The organism is Aliirhizobium sp. YIM B11859 (assembly GCF_057163345.1).
Map to the genome: position 1 here is coordinate 434,599 of NZ_JBXHAY010000004.1, position 18,509 is coordinate 453,107.

15 protein-coding genes are annotated in these 18,509 nt (G+C 61.0%); 4 read left to right on the plus strand and 11 right to left on the minus strand.

The window, feature by feature from the left end:
• Nucleotides 1-22: 22 nt before the first annotated feature.
• The 10 genes from AC2GXZ_RS18500 to AC2GXZ_RS18545 all read right to left on the minus strand — a co-directional run bounded on the left by AC2GXZ_RS18500 (nucleotide 23) and on the right by AC2GXZ_RS18545 (nucleotide 11,281).
• Nucleotides 23-1,546 carry a UxaA family hydrolase gene (locus tag AC2GXZ_RS18500; protein WP_483760652.1) on the minus strand — a complete coding sequence of 508 codons (1,524 nt, stop codon included), beginning with the start codon at nucleotides 1,544-1,546 and terminating at the stop codon, nucleotides 23-25.
• A gap of 1 nt (nucleotide 1,547) precedes the next feature.
• A complete protein-coding gene (locus AC2GXZ_RS18505; protein WP_483760653.1) occupies nucleotides 1,548-2,558 on the minus strand; it encodes a zinc-binding alcohol dehydrogenase family protein in 1,011 nt (336 codons plus the stop codon).
• 49 nt (nucleotides 2,559-2,607) lie between these two features.
• Nucleotides 2,608-4,014, minus strand: a complete 1,407-nt coding sequence (locus AC2GXZ_RS18510; protein WP_483760654.1) for a mannitol dehydrogenase family protein — start codon at nucleotides 4,012-4,014, stop codon at nucleotides 2,608-2,610.
• Nucleotides 4,011-5,210, minus strand: coding sequence for a mannonate dehydratase (gene uxuA, locus AC2GXZ_RS18515; RefSeq protein ID WP_483760655.1), 1,200 nt, complete (start codon nucleotides 5,208-5,210; stop codon nucleotides 4,011-4,013). The genes AC2GXZ_RS18510 and uxuA overlap by 4 nt, the downstream gene beginning before the upstream one ends.
• Nucleotides 5,211-5,224: 14 nt before the next feature.
• Complete coding sequence (locus AC2GXZ_RS18520) at nucleotides 5,225-6,262, minus strand: L-idonate 5-dehydrogenase (protein ID WP_483760656.1); 1,038 nt, start codon at nucleotides 6,260-6,262, stop codon at nucleotides 5,225-5,227.
• Between the two features lie 73 nt (nucleotides 6,263-6,335).
• Nucleotides 6,336-7,742 carry a TRAP transporter large permease gene (locus AC2GXZ_RS18525; protein ID WP_483760657.1) on the minus strand — a complete coding sequence of 469 codons (1,407 nt, stop codon included), beginning with the start codon at nucleotides 7,740-7,742 and terminating at the stop codon, nucleotides 6,336-6,338.
• 4 nt (nucleotides 7,743-7,746) lie between these two features.
• Nucleotides 7,747-8,322 carry a TRAP transporter small permease gene (locus tag AC2GXZ_RS18530; protein ID WP_483760658.1) on the minus strand — a complete coding sequence of 192 codons (576 nt, stop codon included), beginning with the start codon at nucleotides 8,320-8,322 and terminating at the stop codon, nucleotides 7,747-7,749.
• A 58-nt stretch (nucleotides 8,323-8,380) separates the two neighbouring features.
• Nucleotides 8,381-9,355, minus strand: a complete 975-nt coding sequence (locus AC2GXZ_RS18535) for a sialic acid TRAP transporter substrate-binding protein SiaP (protein ID WP_483760659.1) — start codon at nucleotides 9,353-9,355, stop codon at nucleotides 8,381-8,383.
• Nucleotides 9,356-9,415: 60 nt separating this feature from the next.
• Nucleotides 9,416-10,129 carry a FadR/GntR family transcriptional regulator gene (locus tag AC2GXZ_RS18540; protein WP_483760660.1) on the minus strand — a complete coding sequence of 238 codons (714 nt, stop codon included), beginning with the start codon at nucleotides 10,127-10,129 and terminating at the stop codon, nucleotides 9,416-9,418.
• A gap of 93 nt (nucleotides 10,130-10,222) precedes the next feature.
• Nucleotides 10,223-11,281 (minus strand): Ldh family oxidoreductase, encoded by a 1,059-nt coding sequence (locus tag AC2GXZ_RS18545; protein WP_483760661.1) that lies wholly within the window; start codon nucleotides 11,279-11,281, stop codon nucleotides 10,223-10,225.
• 120 nt (nucleotides 11,282-11,401) lie between these two features.
• Between AC2GXZ_RS18545 and AC2GXZ_RS18550 the strand changes: the two genes are divergently transcribed.
• Entirely contained in the window at nucleotides 11,402-12,427 is a 1,026-nt protein-coding gene (locus AC2GXZ_RS18550; protein WP_483760662.1) for a GntR family transcriptional regulator, read from the plus strand.
• Nucleotides 12,428-12,455: 28 nt separating this feature from the next.
• On the plus strand, nucleotides 12,456-13,574 hold the full coding sequence (locus AC2GXZ_RS18555) for a mandelate racemase/muconate lactonizing enzyme family protein (RefSeq protein WP_483760663.1): 1,119 nt from the start codon (nucleotides 12,456-12,458) through the stop codon (nucleotides 13,572-13,574).
• Between the two features lie 85 nt (nucleotides 13,575-13,659).
• On the opposite strand, the gene AC2GXZ_RS18560 is transcribed toward AC2GXZ_RS18555, so the two are convergent.
• Entirely contained in the window at nucleotides 13,660-14,985 is a 1,326-nt protein-coding gene (locus tag AC2GXZ_RS18560) for a dicarboxylate/amino acid:cation symporter (RefSeq protein ID WP_483760664.1), read from the minus strand.
• A gap of 226 nt (nucleotides 14,986-15,211) precedes the next feature.
• On the opposite strand from AC2GXZ_RS18560, the gene AC2GXZ_RS18565 reads away from it, so the two are divergent.
• On the plus strand, nucleotides 15,212-17,050 hold the full coding sequence (locus AC2GXZ_RS18565; RefSeq protein WP_483760665.1) for a sensor histidine kinase: 1,839 nt from the start codon (nucleotides 15,212-15,214) through the stop codon (nucleotides 17,048-17,050).
• Nucleotides 17,051-17,053: 3 nt separating this feature from the next.
• Nucleotides 17,054-18,409: a sigma-54-dependent transcriptional regulator gene (locus tag AC2GXZ_RS18570; protein WP_483760666.1), complete on the plus strand. Its 1,356-nt coding sequence runs from the start codon at nucleotides 17,054-17,056 to the stop codon at nucleotides 18,407-18,409.
• The last annotated feature ends 100 nt before the right edge of the window (nucleotides 18,410-18,509 follow it).

Consider the following 18,509-nt stretch of genomic DNA (forward strand, 5'->3'; position numbering starts at 1 on the left):
GGCTTTCTTGCCTGACCCACCATCACATCACCGCACCGATCTGCCACGGAACGAACTCGTTGCGCCCGTAACCGAGTGCCTCGGATTTCGACGGTTTGCCCGAAGCGACGGCGAGAACCGTCTCGAAAATTTCCTTGCCCTTTTCCTCCAGCGTCACGCCATCGATGATGTCGCCGCAATTGATGTCCATGTCTTCCGGCATCTGGGCGTAAAGCTGGTTGTTGGTGGCAAGCTTGATCGAGGGCACCGGCTTGCAGCCATAGGCCGAACCGCGGCCGGTGGTGAAGCAGAGGATGTTGGCGCCGCCGGCGACCTGGCCGGTGGCCGCTACCGGATCGTAGCCGGGCGTATCCATATAAACGAACCCCTTGCGGTCGATCCGCTCGGCGTAGCGATAGACACCGCGCAGGGTGGAATTGCCGCCCTTGGCGACGGCGCCGAGCGACTTTTCGAGAATGGTGGTGAGGCCACCCGCCTTGTTGCCGGGCGAGGGGTTGTTGTTCATCTCGCCGCCGTTGCGGGTCGTGTATTCCTCCCACCAGTGGATCAGGTCGACGATCTTCTGGCCGACTTCGACACTTTCGGCGCGACGGGTAAGCAGGTGTTCGGCACCGTAGATTTCCGGTGTTTCGGACAGGATGCTGGTGCCGCCCTGGCGCACCAGCATGTCGGCGGCGACACCGAGTGCGGGATTTGCAGTCAGGCCCGAATAACCGTCGGAGCCGCCGCATTGCAGGGCAAGCGTCAGTTCCGAAGCTGGCAATGGCTCGCGCTTTGAGCGCGCGACGAAGGGCAGCATTTCCTTGATCCGGGCGACGCCGGCCTCCACCGCCTTGCGCGTGCCACCGATCTCCTGGATGGTCAGCGACTGGAAATGGTCGCCATCGGTAATGCCATAGGTGTCCTTCATCCGCGGGATCTGGAACACTTCGCAGCCGAGGCCGATCAACACGACGGCGCCGAAATTCGGGTGGCTGGCATAACCCCATTGGGTGCGCGAAAGCACGTCAAAGGCCTCGCCTTTGCCGGCCATGCCGCAGCCCTGGCCATGCGGCAGCGGCACGACGCCATCGATATCCGGATAGTCGTCGAGAATGCCCGAGCGGTTGATCTCGTCAGCCACATAATCGACGACGGTGGCGGAACAGTTCACCGAGGACAGGATGCCGATATAGTTGCGGGTGCCGGCGCGGCCATCGGCGCGGCGAAAGCCATTAAAGAAGGCGGGCAGTTCGCCCTGGCGCAGCGCATCCGGCGGGCCAGCTTCGGCGGCAAAGGCATAATCGCGCTCAAAATCGTCGCCCATGGTGACGTTCTTTTCGTGAACCCATTCGCCGGGCTGGATGTCGGCCGAGGCAAAACCGATCACCTGGCCGAATTTGCGGATCGGTTCGCCCTTGGCAATCACACGGGCCGCGACCTTGTGGCCGCGCGGAACACGGGAAAGGGTCTGGATACCGTTTTCGACCGGTGTGCCGGTCGGAGCATCGGCGATGGTCACGACCACATTGTCGAGGGCGTTCAGTCTCAAAGCTTTGGTTGACATATCAAACCTCCAGAATGGCCTTGATCACGCCGGCTTCCGGCTTCGACCAGGTTGAAAACAATTCCACGGCGTCGGCGAGAGGCGCCTTGTGGGTGTTGAGCGCCCGGGTCGGCACTCGGCCGGCCTCGATCTGGCGAACCACTTCGGCAAAATCATCCGGCTGGGCATTGCGGCTGGCAAAAAGGGTCGCCTCCCGCTTGTGGAATTCCGGGTCGGAGAAGGTGATGTCCTGCCGGACGACCGAGAGCAGCACGTAACGGGCGCCATGGGCAAGGAAATTGAAACCGCGCTGCATGGGGATGGCATTGCCGGTGGCATCGATGACGACGTCATACCATTCGCCGCCGGTCAGCCGTTCGGCAGTCTTTTCCGCATCAGCATCGGCAAAGAAGGTCTCGTCGGCGCCGAGCTTGTCGACGGCGAAGGCGAGCCTGTCCTCGCGGGTGTCGGTCACCGTCACATGGGCACCGCGGGCCTTGGCAAAAATGATTGCCGACATGCCGATCGGGCCGGCGCCGGTGATCAGCACACGATCCTCGGCGGTGATGCCGCCACGTTTGACGCCATGGGCGCCGATCGCCAGGAATTCGATCATCGCGGCATCTTCGAGCGGGATGTTGCCGGTCGGGATGACGTTTGCTTCGGGCACGCAGAGATATTGCGCCATGCCGCCATCGCTATGGACGCCAAGTACCGAGATATTGCGGCAGGCATTGGTGATGCCCTTCCGGCAGGCCTGGCAGGTGCCGCAGGAGAGATAGGGCACGATATAAACGGGTTCGCCCGGCTTCAGCCTGCTGCCGGCCGGGGCTTCCTCGACGGTGCCGGACAGTTCATGGCCCATGACCCGCGGATATTCGAGGAAGGGATGCTTGCCGGCGAAAATGTGAAAATCCGTGCCGCAAATGCCGACATGGCGAATGCGGACCTTGACCTCGCCTTCTGCGCGGACGGGATCGGGGCGATCCTCAAGCGCGAGACGGCCGGGCTCGATACAAACGAGCGCCTTCATGATGAACTCCTGCAATTAAATCGGGGTGTTTTTCTGGGAAATGCGGATCTCAAAGCCATGCCGTCACCTCGCGATTGACGAGATCGCGCCAGGCGCGGGACTGAACGAGGCGTGGCGGAAAAAGGCCTTCGATGGCAACGAACGAGGACGTGTAGTCCTGAGGATCCGCCGCTTTTGCGGCATTCAGAAGTTCGTCGCGGCGTGGATCGTTGCAATCCTTGAAGCGGATCAGTGTCGCAATCCAAAGGCCGACGACACGGGCGAAACTTGCGCCATCCGATCCATCTGCCAGCGCATCAAGGGTCGGCGAGAAGATCCGCTGCGGCAGTTTCTGGCTCGAATCCATGGCGATCTGGATATTGCGATGGGCAATGGCGCGGTTGCTGAAGCGCTCGATCAGCTGGTTCATGTAGAAATCGAGATCGATGCCGGGCACCGGGTCGAGCGTTGCGGCCGCCGCCCGCATGTGATCCATGGTCATCGCCACGAATTCCGGCACGGCCATCACGTCGCGCACGCATTCCAGCCCCTTGAGCAGGCCAAGATGGGCGATCATCGTGTGCGAGCCGTTGAGCAGCCTGAGCTTCATCTTCTCGTAAGGCTCGACATTGTCGACGAACAAAGCGCCGCCGGCCTCCCAGGCGGGACGACCCGAGACGAAGGCGTCCTCGATCACCCATTGCATGAAGGGTTCGGTGTCGAGCGCCAGTGCATCGTCGACGCCGAGCAGGTTTTTGGCGCGGGTGCGGGTGTCTTCGGTTGCGGCGGGAACGATGCGGTCGACCATGGAGGAGGGAAATGTGACCTCTTCGCGGATCCAGCGCGCCAGTTCGGCATCGCGCCGTTCGGCCATTTCGAGCACCAGCCGCCGCACCACCTTGCCATTGGACGGAAGGTTGTCGCAGCAGAGAATGGTGAAGGGCCGCATGCCCTTGTCGCGGCGGGCGGCAAGGCCTGAGACGAGATAACCGACGGCGCCGACCGGAGCGCCGGGATTGGCCAGGTCGTTAGCGATGGCGGGGTGCGCCTCGTCGAGGCCGCCGGTCACCGGATGCAGGCCATAGGCCTTTTCGGAGACGGTGAGGGTGACGACATGGATATAGGGGCTGGCGAGATAGGCAAGCACGCGATCCCGGTCGGTGGCAGCGCAAAGCCAGTCGACGGTGGCGCCGACCACTTCGCTCGTTTCGCCATCACTATCGCGCACGGTGATCGAATAAAGCCCGTCCTGTGCCGCGAGCGCTTCGACCGGCTCGGGCGAACGCAGGTTGACGGCGACGATGCCCCATGGGCCGAATTCGCTCTGCAGCGCGCGCTGGGTATAGATACCCTGATGCGCGCGGTGGAAAGCGCCGAGGCCGAAATGCAGCATGCCGGGATGCAGCTTGTCGCGGTCATAACCGGGCAGCGCCACGGATGGCAAAAGCTGAGCTGCGGTGGAGAGATGTTGCGTCATCGGCCCAATCCATATTGGCTATGGCTCAGTGCCCGTTCGATGCCGCGCAGTTCCGCCAGCCCCTTGAGCCTGCCGATTGCCGGATAACCGGGCTGGGCGCCGCGTGACAGATCGTCGAGAATTTCCTGGCCGTGGTCGGGCCGCATCGGCATCTGGTGATCTTCACGACCTTCGGCCTTGCGTCGCTTTTCTTCCGTCAGCAGCGCGGCGATCACCGCCACCATGTCGGTGCCGCCTTCCAGATGTTCGTCTTCGAAGAAGGAGCAGGGCAGGCTGTCGTCGTCGCGGGTGACATTGCGCAGGTGGACGAAATGGATGCGATCGGCAAAACGCGTGGCGATGGCAGCGAGATCATTGTCGGCGCGGGCGCCGAGCGAGCCGGAGCAGAGCGTCACACCATTGGCGCGGCTATCCACCGTGTTCAGCATATGGGCGTAATCGTCTTCGGTGGAGAGAATGCGCGGAAGGCCGAGAAGCGGCCATGGCGGATCGTCGGGATGGGCGCAGATGTTGATACCCACCGCTTCGGCCACCGGCACGACTTCGGTTAGGAAATCGATGAGGTTCGATTGCAGCCTGTTGCGGTCGATGCCGTGATAGGTGCGCAGCTTTTCGAGCAGTTGGTCCAGCGTATAACCATCCGCCGAACCCGGCAGGCCCGCGCCGATATTCTTGCCGAGTGCTGTAATCCGGGCATCGTCCAGCAAGGAAAAGCGCTTCGCAGCTTCATCCTGCAGCGTCTCGGGATAATCGGCGGCCGCTCCCGGGCGTTTCAGGATGTGGATGTCGAAGGCGATGAAATCGGTGAGATCGAAGCGCATGGCCCTTGCGCCATGTTTGGTTTCCCAGCGCAGATCAGTACGGGTCCAGTCGAGGACGGGCATGAAATTGTAGCAGACCGTCTTGATGCCGGAGGCAGAGAGACGGCGAAGGCTTTCCTGCCAATTGGTGACATGTTCGCGCCAGTCACCGGTCTGGGTCTTGATGTCCTCGGAAACCGGCACGCTTTCCACCACGTCCCAGAAGAGGTCACCATCGCGGATCGCCTGATGACGTTTCTCGATCTCATCCACCGGCCAGACGGCGCCCGTCGGAATATGGTGCAGGGCGCTGACGATGCCTTCGGCACCCGCCTGGGCGGCATCCCTGACCGTGACCTTGTCGACCGGTCCGAACCATCTCCATGTATGTCGCATCTGTCTTCCTCGGATTAGCTGAGCGCGATCTGGACCTTGCAGGCGGCGGTGCGGTCACCTGCCTGCAGGAAGGCGGCAAGCGCCTCGTCGATCGGGAATGTGTGGGACAGGATCGGCCGGACATCGATCGCGCGACTGCCGATGAGTTCGACCGAACGTGCGAATTCTGCATGGAAACGCTGCGAGCCGCGCCAGACGATTTCCTTTCCGACCAGCATGTTGAGCGGGATCGACACTTCGCCGGTCACACCGACCTGCACGATCGTGCCGCGCGGGCGCACGCTCTGGAATGCAGAGACGATGGCGGGTCCTGCAGCAGAGCATTCGAACACCGTATCGAACGTGCCCTTGTCCTTCTGATAGGGTGCAAGCGCATCCGACTTAGACACGTTGATCGTCTCGTCCGCGCCCATGGCAGGCGCGCGGGAAAGCGCCGCGTCGGCAAGATCGGTGACGGTGATCCGGCCGGCACCGGCATGACGTGCGGCGGCGACAACCAGAAGGCCGATCGGGCCGGCGCCGGTGACCAGCACGTTTTTGCCCGCAAGATCACCGGCCTGGGCGACGGCATGGAGGCAGACCGCGAGCGGTTCGGCGCAGGCAGCTTCGGCTGCGGACACCTCGCCGGCGACGGGCACGCACTGGATCGCCGGTACGATCAGATGTTCACGGAACATGCCCTGTTCATGAGGGAGGCGCATGGCCGAGCCCATGAACTTCATGTCGAGGCAATGGATCGGCAGGTTGATATGGCAATAGTGGCAATAGCCGCAGGGCTGCGACGGGTTGACGGCGACGAGCATGCCGGGGGTAAGCCCGGTAACGCCGGGGCCAACCGCCTCGACGAAGCCGGAGGCCTCGTGGCCGGAAATGATCGGTTCGCGCACACGCACCGGGCCGAAGCCGCCATCCTGAAAATAGTGGAGGTCGGAGCCGCATATGCCGCCCCAGGCCATTTTCAGCAGCACTTCGCCGGCAGTGGGTTCCGGGCAATCCTCAGTTTCGACCTTCAGGTCCTGTTTGCCGTAAAGACGAATGATCTTCGTCAACATGGTGTCATGCCTTCGATTGGACTTTCAATTCTGAACGAGATGCCTGCGCCGGCGGGCGGCGCAGGCCAATTTCTTAGCGGATCAGGCCCATTTCGGTCGGCAGCCAGAGAGTGACGGCCGGGATGAAGGTGATGATGATCAGTGCGATGAACAGCGGCACCAGCCAGGGCAGGATAGCGATCGTGGTGCGTTCCACCGATAGTTTGGCGACGCGCGACAGCACGAACAGCACCATGCCGAGCGGTGGATGCAACAGGCCGATCATCAGGTTCAGCGTCATGATCAGGCCGAAATGCACCGGGTCGATGTCGAACTTCAGCACCAGCGGCAGAAGGATCGGTACGAGGATGGTGATCGCCGCGATCGTGTCGAGGAAACAGCCGACGAACAGCATCAGGATGTTGACCAGGATCAGGAACACCCATTTGCTGTCGGTAAGGCCTGTTATGGCCGTCGATAGCAACTGTGCCGTCTGGCTGACGGTCAGCAACCAGGCAAAGACGGAGGCCGCCGCGACGATGAACAGGACGGAGGCGGTCGTTTCGACCGTATCCATGGTTGCCTTGGCGAGGCTTTTGAAGTTCATCGTGCGATAGCGGACGAGGCCGAGGAACAGCGACCAGAGGACCGCGGCAACGGCTGCTTCCGTCGGCGTAAACCAGCCCATCGTCATGCCGCCGATCAGGATGACCGGGGTCATCAGCGCCATGACGGCCGAGAAGTCGAAATACCAGTCGCAGGCGATCAGCACGACCAGAGCAATGCCGACAGCCAGATTGAGCGACAGGCCGACGAGCGTCAGAAGATAGATGCCAAGTGGCACCATCATGACAACAATGACTTCCAGAGAGGCACCGAAGATCGTCTTCAAGCTGAACGGCGTATCGGCGCCCCAACGCTTGACGAAGGCGAAGACGGCGACCGTGATCATCATCAGCACGGTCATGACGACGCCGGGTACGATGCCTGCCATGAAAAGCGCGCCGATCGAGACATTGGCCATCATGCCGTAGATGACGAAGGGCAGCGATGGCGGGAAGATCGGACCGAGCGTTGCAGACGCTGCGGTGACGCCGACGGCCGCCTCGACCGGATAGCCGTGATCTTTCATCGCCTTGATCTCGATCGTGCCGATGCCGGCGGCATCGGCCAGCGCCGTGCCCGACATGCCGGAAAACACCACCGAGCCGATGATGTTGACCTGTGCCAGACCGCCCTTCATCCAGCCGACGAGCGCGACCGCGAAGGAATAGATACGACCCGTGACGCCGGCCACATTCATCAGATTGCCGGCCAGGATGAAGAAGGGAACGGCCAGAAGCGGAAAGCTCTCGACGCCTGCGATCAGCCGCTGTGCGGCGATGATGTCCGGTGCGATACCGTAAAAGAGGATATAAGCGAGCGATGACGTCGCCATCGAGATGGCGACCGGCACGCCGAGCAGCATCAGGGCGAGAAAGGAACCAATAAGAAGCAGCATGTGGTCAGTCCCCGCTCTGGAATGCTTCGGGCCGCTCAAGCACCGAATAGCCGCGGCGCATATTGGCGATGAAGACCTGGATGGATCGCAGCAGCATCAACACGAAGGCCGCCAGAACCGAGTAGAATACGATGCCTCGCGGAAGATCGACGGTGACCATTTGCTCGTCGGCGACAATTTCCATGTAGCGCCACATCAGCCATGAACCGTAGGCGAAGAAGCCGATGCGGATGATGTCGACAATGGTTGCCATCACCCGTGTCAGGCGTGCCGGCAGGTAATGGTAGAGTACATCGACCTGGATATGGCGCGACATGCGCACGCACATCACCGCCCCCAGAAACACCACGCCGATCAGGCAATTAACCGCGATTTCCTCGGTCCAGGCATAGCTGTCGTTGAGCACGTAACGGGTAAAGAATTGCAGGAAGACGCAGCCCGTCATCAGCCAGAACAGGCCAAGTGTGACCCAGTCTTCGAAGGCATAGACCTTGAGATCGACATCGGCCGGAGCCTCGTCGAACGTATGCGCCAGCTCCTCAGGGGTAACCTGAGTATGGACTTCTTGAATTGTCGTCATGAGTTTGTCCCATTCGTGAAAAGCCGGCGCGGCCGCCTGTCGGCCGCGCCGAACGGGATCATTTGATGGCGCGGATCGCTTCCCAATCGGCCTTTTCGTAGCCGAAGTCCTCGAACTTCACCTTGTCCAGCACGTTCTTTTCGAAGTCCGCCTTGTCGACCTCGACGACATTGATGCCGCGCTTCTTGAAGTCCTCGACCAGCGCCTTCTCGCGCTCTTCGATGATCTTCGTCGTGCGGGCCGCTGCTTCCTGCATTACGTCGCGGAAGATCTGCTTGTCTTCGTCCGAAAGGCTTGCCCAGCGGCTCTTCGAGATCACCGTGTTGAGATGATCGACGATATGGCCGGAAAGCACGATGTTCTTCTGAACTTCGTAGAATTTCTTGGCCTCGATCGTCGTCAGCGGATTTTCCTGGGCGTCGACCGTACCGTTCTGCAACGCCAGATAGACTTCGGCAAAGGCGATCGGCGTGGTGTTTGCACCGCAGGCGCGCGGCATGGCAAGATAGGCCGGAACGTCCGGAACGCGCATCTTGACGCCCTTCAGGTCGGCGCATTTGGTGATGGCGGTGTTCGATGTCGTATGGCGCGTGCCGTAATAGCTGACGGCGGTGATGACGTTACCCGTCTTGTCCTCATAGCCCTTTGCGAGACGCTTGAAGACGTCGCTCTTGGTATAGGCGATCAGGTGTTCCGGATCGCGGAAGATATAAGGGAAATATGTGACGCCGATCGGCTTGAAGTCGCGGGCGGCAAAGCTCGATCCCGAGATGATCATGTCGACCGTGCCGAGCTTCAGGCCCTGGTTGATATCAGCTTCCTTGCCGAGCTGAGACGCCGGATAAACGTCGATCTTGTAGCGGCCATTGGTGCGCTTGGCGATTTCCTGCGCCGCCCAGACCGATTCCGTGTGGAACGGCTCGGATGTCTCGTATACATGCGCCCATTTCAATGTGGTTTCCGCATGCGCGGCCAAAGCCGACGCCACGACGATCGCTGCTGCCCCAAGCAACGCCTTGAATCTTGAACTCATTCTGTCCTCCCGAATAGCGTTCAGATTGCTCCCAGACCGGCCGCCTCCTCGCGGCTCAGGTCACTCCTCTCTCGTTGGCTCCTCTCCGAAGCTTTCCGAGAATCTCTTCTGCGACAACGTCAAGTGCATGCGCATTGCCTCGCGTGATGCCGCCGGGTCCTTGGCCGCCAGCGCATCACGAATGATCCTGTGTTCGTCCAGCGCCGCGCGCCAGGTATGCGGGCCTTCGAAATAGCTCGCGAGCTTTTCGAAAAACGGCGAAGATCTCTTGTCGTAGATCAGGCCGATAAAAACGTTGAGCGACGAATTGCCGATCATGTCTGCGATCGCGGTGTGAAATGCCCGGTCGAGCGCCAGAGCCCGTTCGGAATTTTCAAGCACGCCCTCCATCTCGTCGAGAATGAGATCGAGACTGTGGATGCCCTCATCATCGACACGCCTTGCAGCTTCTTCGGCAATGGCACTTTCGATGATGCAGCGTGCCTGCAGGATTTCGAATGGTGCTTCGCTGTCGTCTGCGGCGAGAACTTTCGGTTCGCCGACCGCCCTCTGGTTGACATAGACGCCGGACCCCATGCGGATCTGCACGAGCCCTTCGACTTCCAGAACGATCAAGGCCTCGCGCACAGTGGGACGCGAAACGCCAAGACGTTCCGCCAGTTCCCGCTCTGCAGGCAGGCGCTCTCCGACCGGAATTTCTCCCGACTGGATAAGACTGCGAATCTGCTCCGCGGCCTGGCGATAGAGCCGGCGTGGTTCAAGCGCGACAAACATGAAAACCTCCTGACGCGTCTCTCCTCCCGCGTCATGTGGTCAGATTGTCTTACCAATTATCATTCGTCAAGTGTTTCCTTAACCGATTATTGATCAAGCCGGCATGGCCACGCCGTAGCGGCTGGCAAGCTCCCAGAACGCGTCTTTCGTTGCCGGGTCGAGTTCGACGCCATGCGCATCTCGGTGCCGGGCGACTTTCCATTCCCTGTCGCCGGGCGCCATCACGGCTGCACCCTCTCGAGGCGCGGATGTCCTCAGCGTTTCCACATAACGTTTCATGCCGGCCTCGAATGTCGCCCGGTCGCCGAAAGCTTCCGGCATGATGGCCATGACGAAGGCGCCGAGTTCGCGCGGCGTCTGCATGTCCTCGCCATTCATCGGGAGAATGTCGAAACTCAGTCGCATGCCGGTCAGCACGGCGCTGAAGATTTCCGCGATACCTGCAAGTGCTGCCCCCTTGAAGCCGAAAGCGGCGCCGACGGGTGCCAGCATCTCCGTCAGGTTGGCGTTCGTGGTGTCGATGCCAGCCTCATCCGATGCGACGCCTTCCGGAAGCGTGGTGCCGGTGCTGCGATAAAGCAGGACGCGGTTAAAGGGCACGGCGCTGGTTGCCATGTCGAGGAACCAGGGATCTTCGCCGGCGATCGGTACCGCCATCGAGATCGGGTTGGTGCCATGAAACCGCGATGCGCCGTCATGCAGCCGGACAAAACTGTCGGAGTTGCAAAAGGAAAGCCCGATCAGGCCTTGCCTTGCCGCTTCGACGGAATAGGCGCCCGCCGCGCCAAAATGAGAGTTGTTGCGGATGCCGACGGCACCGATGCCGAACTGGCGCGCGAGTTCGACAGCTCTTGCCATGGCGACATAGGCGGGAACCGCCCCTTGCGCGTGGTCTCCATCAAGCGTTTCCACGGCACCAAAGCCCGAAACCTTCTTGATCTCCGGGGCCTTGTTGAGCCGTCCGCCTTCCAGCGCCTTGATGTAATGGGCTAGCAGGCGGACGCCATGGCTATCCACCCCGCAACGCGTGGCATGCATCATCGCCCGCGTCGTCGCGTCGGATGTCTGAGCGTCGGCGCCGCAGGCGCTCAGGATCTGGCGGCAAAAACGGTCGATCTCCGACAGCGATACGGCGTTCTGAATGGCGTCCATGACGATCCCTAGGAATTATTGTCTTTTGCGTACACTAGACATTATCTCCGTCTGATGCAATTGAAGGAAACGAGACAACGGCTGTTTTTTGCTTCGCCGCGACGTTTTGGGAGGAAGGGCATGATGGATAAGGCGGATGACGCCATGAGAGGTCGTTCGCCCAGGCTCTATCAACGTGCGCTGGAGGTGATCGCGTCCGAAATCCGCTCGGGCAACTGGCGGGATGCGGCAAAGCTGAACGAAACCGCGGTTGCGGCGCGCTTCGGCATCAGCCGGGCGCCGGCGCGTCAGGCGCTGGCAGAGCTCGAAGGCCAGGGCCTTGTCCGCAAGGCGGAAGGTCGGGGTTACCAGATCGTTGCGGTCGTAGGGCAGCAGGGCTTGGCCGCTGACGGCGAGCCTGTCGGAGCTGAAGGGCCTTCTGAAGATCTCAGGCTGCATTTCCTCGCGAGTTGGGAACTGATCTACCGGCAGGTGGAGATGGATGTCGTTTCGAGGACATCGTTTGCGAGCTGGCGTGTCAATGAAGCGGCGCTTGCCAAGGCATTCGGGGTCAGCCGCACCGTCGCCCGTGAAGTGGTGGCAAGGCTGCAGCAGCGCGGCATCGTCACCAAGGACGAAGCGGGTCGCTGGCAGGCGGCGGCGCTGACCGGCACGCACGTCACGCAACTCTACGAATTGCGCTGGACGCTGGAGCCGCTGGCCTTGCAGCAGGCCTTTCCGCGCCTGCCGGGTGATCTGCTGCCGCAATTGCTGGGCGATCTGAAAACGGCGATCGCGGCCGGCGAATGGGCGGATGGCGCAATGCTTGACCGTATCGAGCAGCAGCTCCACGGCGATCTGCTCGGCCATTGCGAAAACCCGCCTCTGATGCAGGCGATCAACCTACCGCAGGCGATCCTCGTGGCGCATCACAGGCTGTACCAGCCGAAAGCGCCGTCAATCTTGGAAGAGCCCTTCCTGCTGGAGCATCTTGATGTTCTGGAGCGCTTGATCGCCGGCAGGGTGGCTGATGCAGGCCAGGCGCTGGCCCGCCATCTGCAGATCTCGCGCGAGCGGGCCATGGTGAGAATTTCGACGGCGGCGCGCAACCTTTCGCTCCCGGACGTGAGCTATCTGGAGCGGCTGCGCGACGTCGAATTCCAGTGAGGACAATGTTCAAAGGGAGGAACCTGCATTGAAAATCAAATCGCTCGAACCGTTTATTCTGCATTTGCCGCTGACATCGGAGTCGATCTCCGATTCAACTCATAACATCACCCATTGGGGTGTCGTCGGCGTTGCGATCACCACGACGGATGGGCTGGTCGGCTATGGGTTTACCGGCACACATGCGCATCTTATGTCCGACAGGCTGATCACCGCCTGCATCCGGGATTGCTACGCGCCGCTACTGATCGGCGAGGATGCCAATGACCATCAGCGACTATGGACGAAGCTTGCACGTTATCCCTCGCTGCAATGGGTCGGCCGCGCCGGCATCACGCATCTGGCGCTTGCCGCCGTGGATGTCGCGCTGTGGGACCTGAAGAGCAAGAAGGCCGGCCTGCCGCTCTGGTCCTATCTCGGCGGTGCCCGCACGGACAAGCTGGAGGCCTATAATACCGATATCGGCTGGCTGTCTTTTTCGCTGGACGAACTGTTGTCCGGTTCTGCCCGTGCGGTGGAGCAGGACGGGTTCACCCGCATCAAGCTGAAGGTCGGTCATGACGATCCGAATGTCGATATTCGCCGGCTGGAGGCCGTGCGCAAGCGGCTGGGGCCGGATGTCCGCATCGCCATCGACGGCAACGGCAAATGGGACCTGCCGACCTGCCTGCGTTTCTGCGAACGGGCGCGCGATCTCGACATCTACTGGTTCGAGGAGCCGATGTGGTACGACGACGTGGAAAGCCACCGGCTTCTGGCGCGCTCCTCGACCATTCCGGTGGCGCTCGGCGAGCAGCTTTATACGGTGGACGCTTTCCGCTCGTTCATTGCGGCGGGTGCCGTCGCCTATGTCCAGCCGGATGTGACGCGGCTTGGCGGAATAACCGAATATATTCAGGTCGCAGATCTGGCGCTGGCGCATCGGCTGCCCGTGGTGCCGCATGCCGGCGAGATGAGCCAGGTTCATGTACATCTGAGCTACTGGCATCCGGCTTCGACCATTCTCGAATATATTCCCTGGATCAAGGATCATTTCGAGGAGCCAGCGGATGTGGTCGGCGGGGTCTACAAGCGGCCGGAGCTTCCTGGTGCCGGCACGACCGTGCTGGCGGACAGTTTTTCCCGTTATGGCAAGAGCCTTGGTTGAACCGCTTCCATAAACAAAAAAGGATCTGCCGCTCTATGGCGGCAGATCCAGATGGAGCTTGCGCTCTGCTTTTGCCTTGGGAGGCTTATTCGGCCGGCTGCAATTCACCGGTGACATTGTCGCTGGAGCCGCCGGCAAGGGCTGCATCCAGCATGTCCTTGTCGAGCTCGCCTTCCCAGCGGGCGACGACGATGGTAGCGACCGCATTGCCGACAAGGTTTGTCAGCGCGCGGCATTCCGACATGAAACGGTCGATGCCGAGGATCAGCGCCATGCCGGCAACCGGGACGGCCGGAACAACCGAAAGCGTGGCGGCAAGCGTGATGAAGCCGGCGCCGGTAATGCCGGCGGCGCCCTTGGAGGAGAGCATCGCGACGAGCAGAAGCAGGATCTGATCGGTCAGCGACAGGTCGATGCCGGTCGCCTGGGCGATGAACAGGGCTGCCAGCGTCATGTAGATGTTGGTGCCGTCGAGGTTGAAGGAGTAACCGGTCGGAATCACCAGGCCGACAACCGAGCGCTTGCAGCCGGCCCGTTCCATCTTCTGCATCAGGCCGGGCAGGGCGGCTTCCGAAGAAGACGTGCCAAGCACGAGCAGCAGTTCTTCCTTGATGTAGCGCAGCAGTGCAAGGATCGAGAAGCCGTTATATTTGGCGACCGCACCGAGGATCACCAGCACGAAGATCAGCGCGGTGATGTAGAAGGTGAGGATTAGGAATGCCAGGTTGGCGACCGAGCCGATGCCGTATTTGCCGATGGTGAAGGCCATGGCACCAAAGGCGCCGATCGGAGCTGCCTTCATCAGGATCGCGACAAGGCGGAAGATCGGTGCGGTGAGTGCTGTCAGGAAATCGGTGACGGGCTTGCCGCGTTCCCCGACCATGCCGAGCGCAATGCCGAACAGAACCGAAAAGAACAGCACCTGCAGGATGTCGCCCTGGGCGAAAGCACCGACGATCGTGTCCGGGATGATGTTCATCAGGAAGCCGGTGACGGTCGTCTCATGCGCCTTGGTGGCATAGGCGGCGACGGCCTTACCGTCCAGCGTGGCCGGATCGATGTTCATGCCGGCGCCGGGCTGCAGGATGTTGCCGACGACCAGACCGACGATCAATGCGAGCGTCGAGAACGTCAGGAAGTAGATCATTGCCTTGCCGGTGACCCGGCCGACCTTCTTCAGGTCGGACATGCCGGCAATGCCGGTGGCAACGGTCAGAAAGATCACCGGTGCGATGATCATCTTGACGAGCTTGATGAAGGCGTCACCAAGCGGCTTCAGGCTTGCGCCAAGGTCAGGATAAAAGTGGCCGATCAGGATGCCCGCGGCAATCGCGAAAAGCACCTGAACATAGAGCTGGCGGTAAAATGGCAGGGGGGCACGCGGTTGCGTGGATGCTGGTACTTCAATCATTGTTTTCCTCCATCGCGCCACATCCAGATATCTGGACCTTCCCGGGCGCTTGCTGATGTCGAAATTGATGTTTGCAAACTGCGTGCCAGTTTGTCGCTTGCGACATAAAGTCCCGATTTCAATCGGTTATACCGGTTCATCGTCGCATTTTCTCTCGCGATGTGCGGTTTTACGCACTTGTTAATTTGCGATCTGTGCGGATTTATGCTCATATCGCACCATGAAAATGGATCCACGCATAGCCCATACGGGCGCCGTACGCCGCACCTGGCTCGCTTTCGGCCTGGTGTTCGTCCTGGCATGCGCGGCGGTCTTCTATCTGGCGGGGGCTTATGGGCGATCGTCGGCGCTGTCGGCTCTGTCTGCCCAGGGCAAGACAGAGGCAAGCCTGAAGGTGGCTCTGCTGCGCGCCGTGCTGGAGAGGCCGCGTGCGCTTCCGCTTCTTCTGGCGCGTGACCGGGACATTGAGGATACGCTTTCCAGCAACGACGAAGCAAAGAGGATCGCGCTGGATCGCAAGCTCGAGGATCTGATCGCGCCAACCAAAGCCGCAGTCATCTACGTCGTTGCCGCAGACGGTATCGCCATCTCGGCCAGCAACTGGCAGGAGGAAAAAAGTTTCGTCGGCAATGACTACCGGTTTCGCAGTTATTTTTCGCGGGCGATGCGGGAAGGAGGCGCCGAACACTTTGCGCTTGGTTCGGTTAGCAATCGCCCCGGACTCTACATATCGCATCGAGTGGGGTCGGCCGACAACCCGCTCGGCGTGGTTGTCGTCAAGATGGAGTTCGATCAGCTCGAGAGCGACTGGCGTGAAACGCAACGTCCCTCCTTCGTCACCGACGATAATCATGTCGTGCTGGTAACCAGCATTCCGTCCTGGCGTTTCATGACCACGGAGCCGCTTCCGCCACAGAATATTTCAGCCATACGCGAGAGCCTACAGTTTGGTGACGCGCCGCTCGTGCCGCTGCCTCTTGCCCGGCTCGAAACCGTTGCAGCGGATGCTGCCATCGTTCGCGTATTGCTGCCGGGCGGCGGGGCGATCCGATATCTGCAGATGACGGTGCCGGTCGCAACGACGGACTGGAGTTTCCAGTATCTGCTGCCGATCGACGGGCCTGTCGCCGCGGATATGCGGGAATACCGGCTGCTCGGGGCGTTGGCCCTTCTCGGCATATTTGCGCTTGCCGCTATCTGGATCCGGCGCCGCCAGGTGGCCTTGATGGCAATCATCGAGGCGCGGGCGGGGCGCGACGAACTGGAGCGCCGTGTCGACGAGCGGACGCGCGACCTTAGTCTCGCCCATGACAGCCTGCAGGCGGAAATCTCCAACCACCGCTCGACTGAAGCGAAACTGCAGGTCGTGCAGCAGGATCTCGTGCAGGCGAACCGCCTCGCCATCCTCGGACAGGTTGCGGCGGGTGTCGCTCATGAGATCAACCAGCCGGTCGCAACGATCCGCGCCTATGCAGACAATTCCAAAGTCTTTCTGGAGCGGCAGCAGGTCGAACCGCTGAAGGAGAATCTCGACCTGATCTCCGGCCTGACCGATCGAATAGGCGCTATCACCGACGATCTGAAAGCCCTGGCACGGCGCGGGCGCACGGAGGCCGAACCTGTGTTGCTCGCCGATGTGCTGGAAGGTGCCATCATGTTGTTGAAGAGCCGGTTCACCGGTTCGCTCGAGATGCTGAAAGTCGAGCCCATCGACGACGGTCTGAAGGTCATGGGTAACCGGCTCAGGCTGGAGCAGGTCTTCATCAATCTGCTGCAGAATGCACTTGAAGCCATGGAGGCGACGAAGGTCGATCTGGATGGCCAGGTTACCGTCTCGGCCGTGTCTTCGCGGACTGATGTTGCGATCAGTGTCGCCGACAATGGGCCGGGCATCGCTGCCGATATTCTTGCTTCCCTGTTTCAGCCGTTCAACTCCTCCAAAGAACGGGGCCTTGGGCTCGGCCTTGTCATCTGCAAGGACATCATCGCGGATTTCGGTGGCCGGCTCACTGTCGAGACCAACGCACATGGCACCCGCTTCACCGTTCATTTGAAAAGGGCCTGAGAGATGGCTGCGTTCGTTCCCGTATTTCTTATCGATGACGACAAGGACCTCCTGCGGGCAACAGCCCAGACCCTCGGTCTGGCGGGTTTTGACGTCAGGCCTTTCTCGTCCGGCAACGAGGCGCTGTCGTATCTCGACGAAACATTCACCGGGGTCGTTGTCTCCGATATAAGGATGCCGGGTCTGGACGGGCTGCAATTGTTCGAACGGATATCCGGTATCGATCCCGAACTGCCTGTCGTGCTGATGACCGGCCACGGCGACATCCCGATGGCGGTGAAGGCGATCCGCGACGGAGCCTACGACTTTCTGGCAAAACCATTTCCGGCGGAGCGGCTCGTTCAGTGTGTGCGCCATGCGGCCGAAAAGCGCAGTCTGGTGATCGAGAACCGCCGGCTGAAGGCGGCCCGCAACGGCGGGGATGACGGATTCCCGCTGATCGGTCAGACGCCGGTCATGGAGCGGCTGCGGCACATGCTGCGCCAGATTGCGGATACTGACGTTGACGTGCTGGTGACGGGTGAGACTGGCAGCGGCAAGGAGGTCGTCGCTGGTGCCCTTCATGCCTGGAGCCGCCGGTCGAAAGCCAATTTCGTCGCGCTGAACTGTGGCGCATTGCCGGAACAGGTGATCGAGAGCGAGCTTTTCGGCCACGAGCCGGGCGCCTTTACCGGAGCGCAGAAGAAACGAATCGGACGCATCGAGCATTCAAGCGGCGGAACCCTGTTTCTCGACGAGATCGAAAGCATGCCGCTGTCCAGCCAGGTGCAGATGCTCCGGGTTCTGGAAATGCGGGAGGTGACGCCGCTCGGGACCAATGAGGTTCGGCCTGTCGATCTTCGTGTCGTGGCGGCCTCGAAGGTCGATCTGGGCCACCCGGCCCAGCGGATGGGGTTTCGCGAGGACCTTTACTACCGCCTGAACGTCGTGACGCTGACCATCCCGCCGCTGCGGGAGCGGCGTGACGATATTCCCCTGCTGTTCAATCATTTCGCGCGCAAGGCCGGCGGTCGATTCGATCGTGCGGTGCCAGATATCCCAAGGGCGGTGATCGAACACCTGCGCGACCATCCGTGGCCCGGCAATGTCCGGGAGCTTTCCCATTATGCGGAACGGTTCGTCCTCGGGCTGGAGCCGGCAGCACTGGCGGTCATGCGCCCGGACGTTAAGGTGGGTGGCGAGACTTCACTGCCGAATCGGCTCGATCTCTACGAGGCCGATATTATCCGCGAAACCCTGACGGCCTGTGGTGGTGATGTTCAGAAAACCATCGCGGCGCTCGGCATTCCACGCAAGACATTTTACGACAAGCTGCAGCGCCACGGAATTACGCGCAGCGATTATGCCGAGAGCCGTTAGGGGGCGGAATGCCTTTCTGTAAAGGCTTTTCGGCGTTCTTATGCCGGTTCGAACCGGTATGAGAATGTCGTCATGTGCTGAAATTGAAGCTGAAAAACGC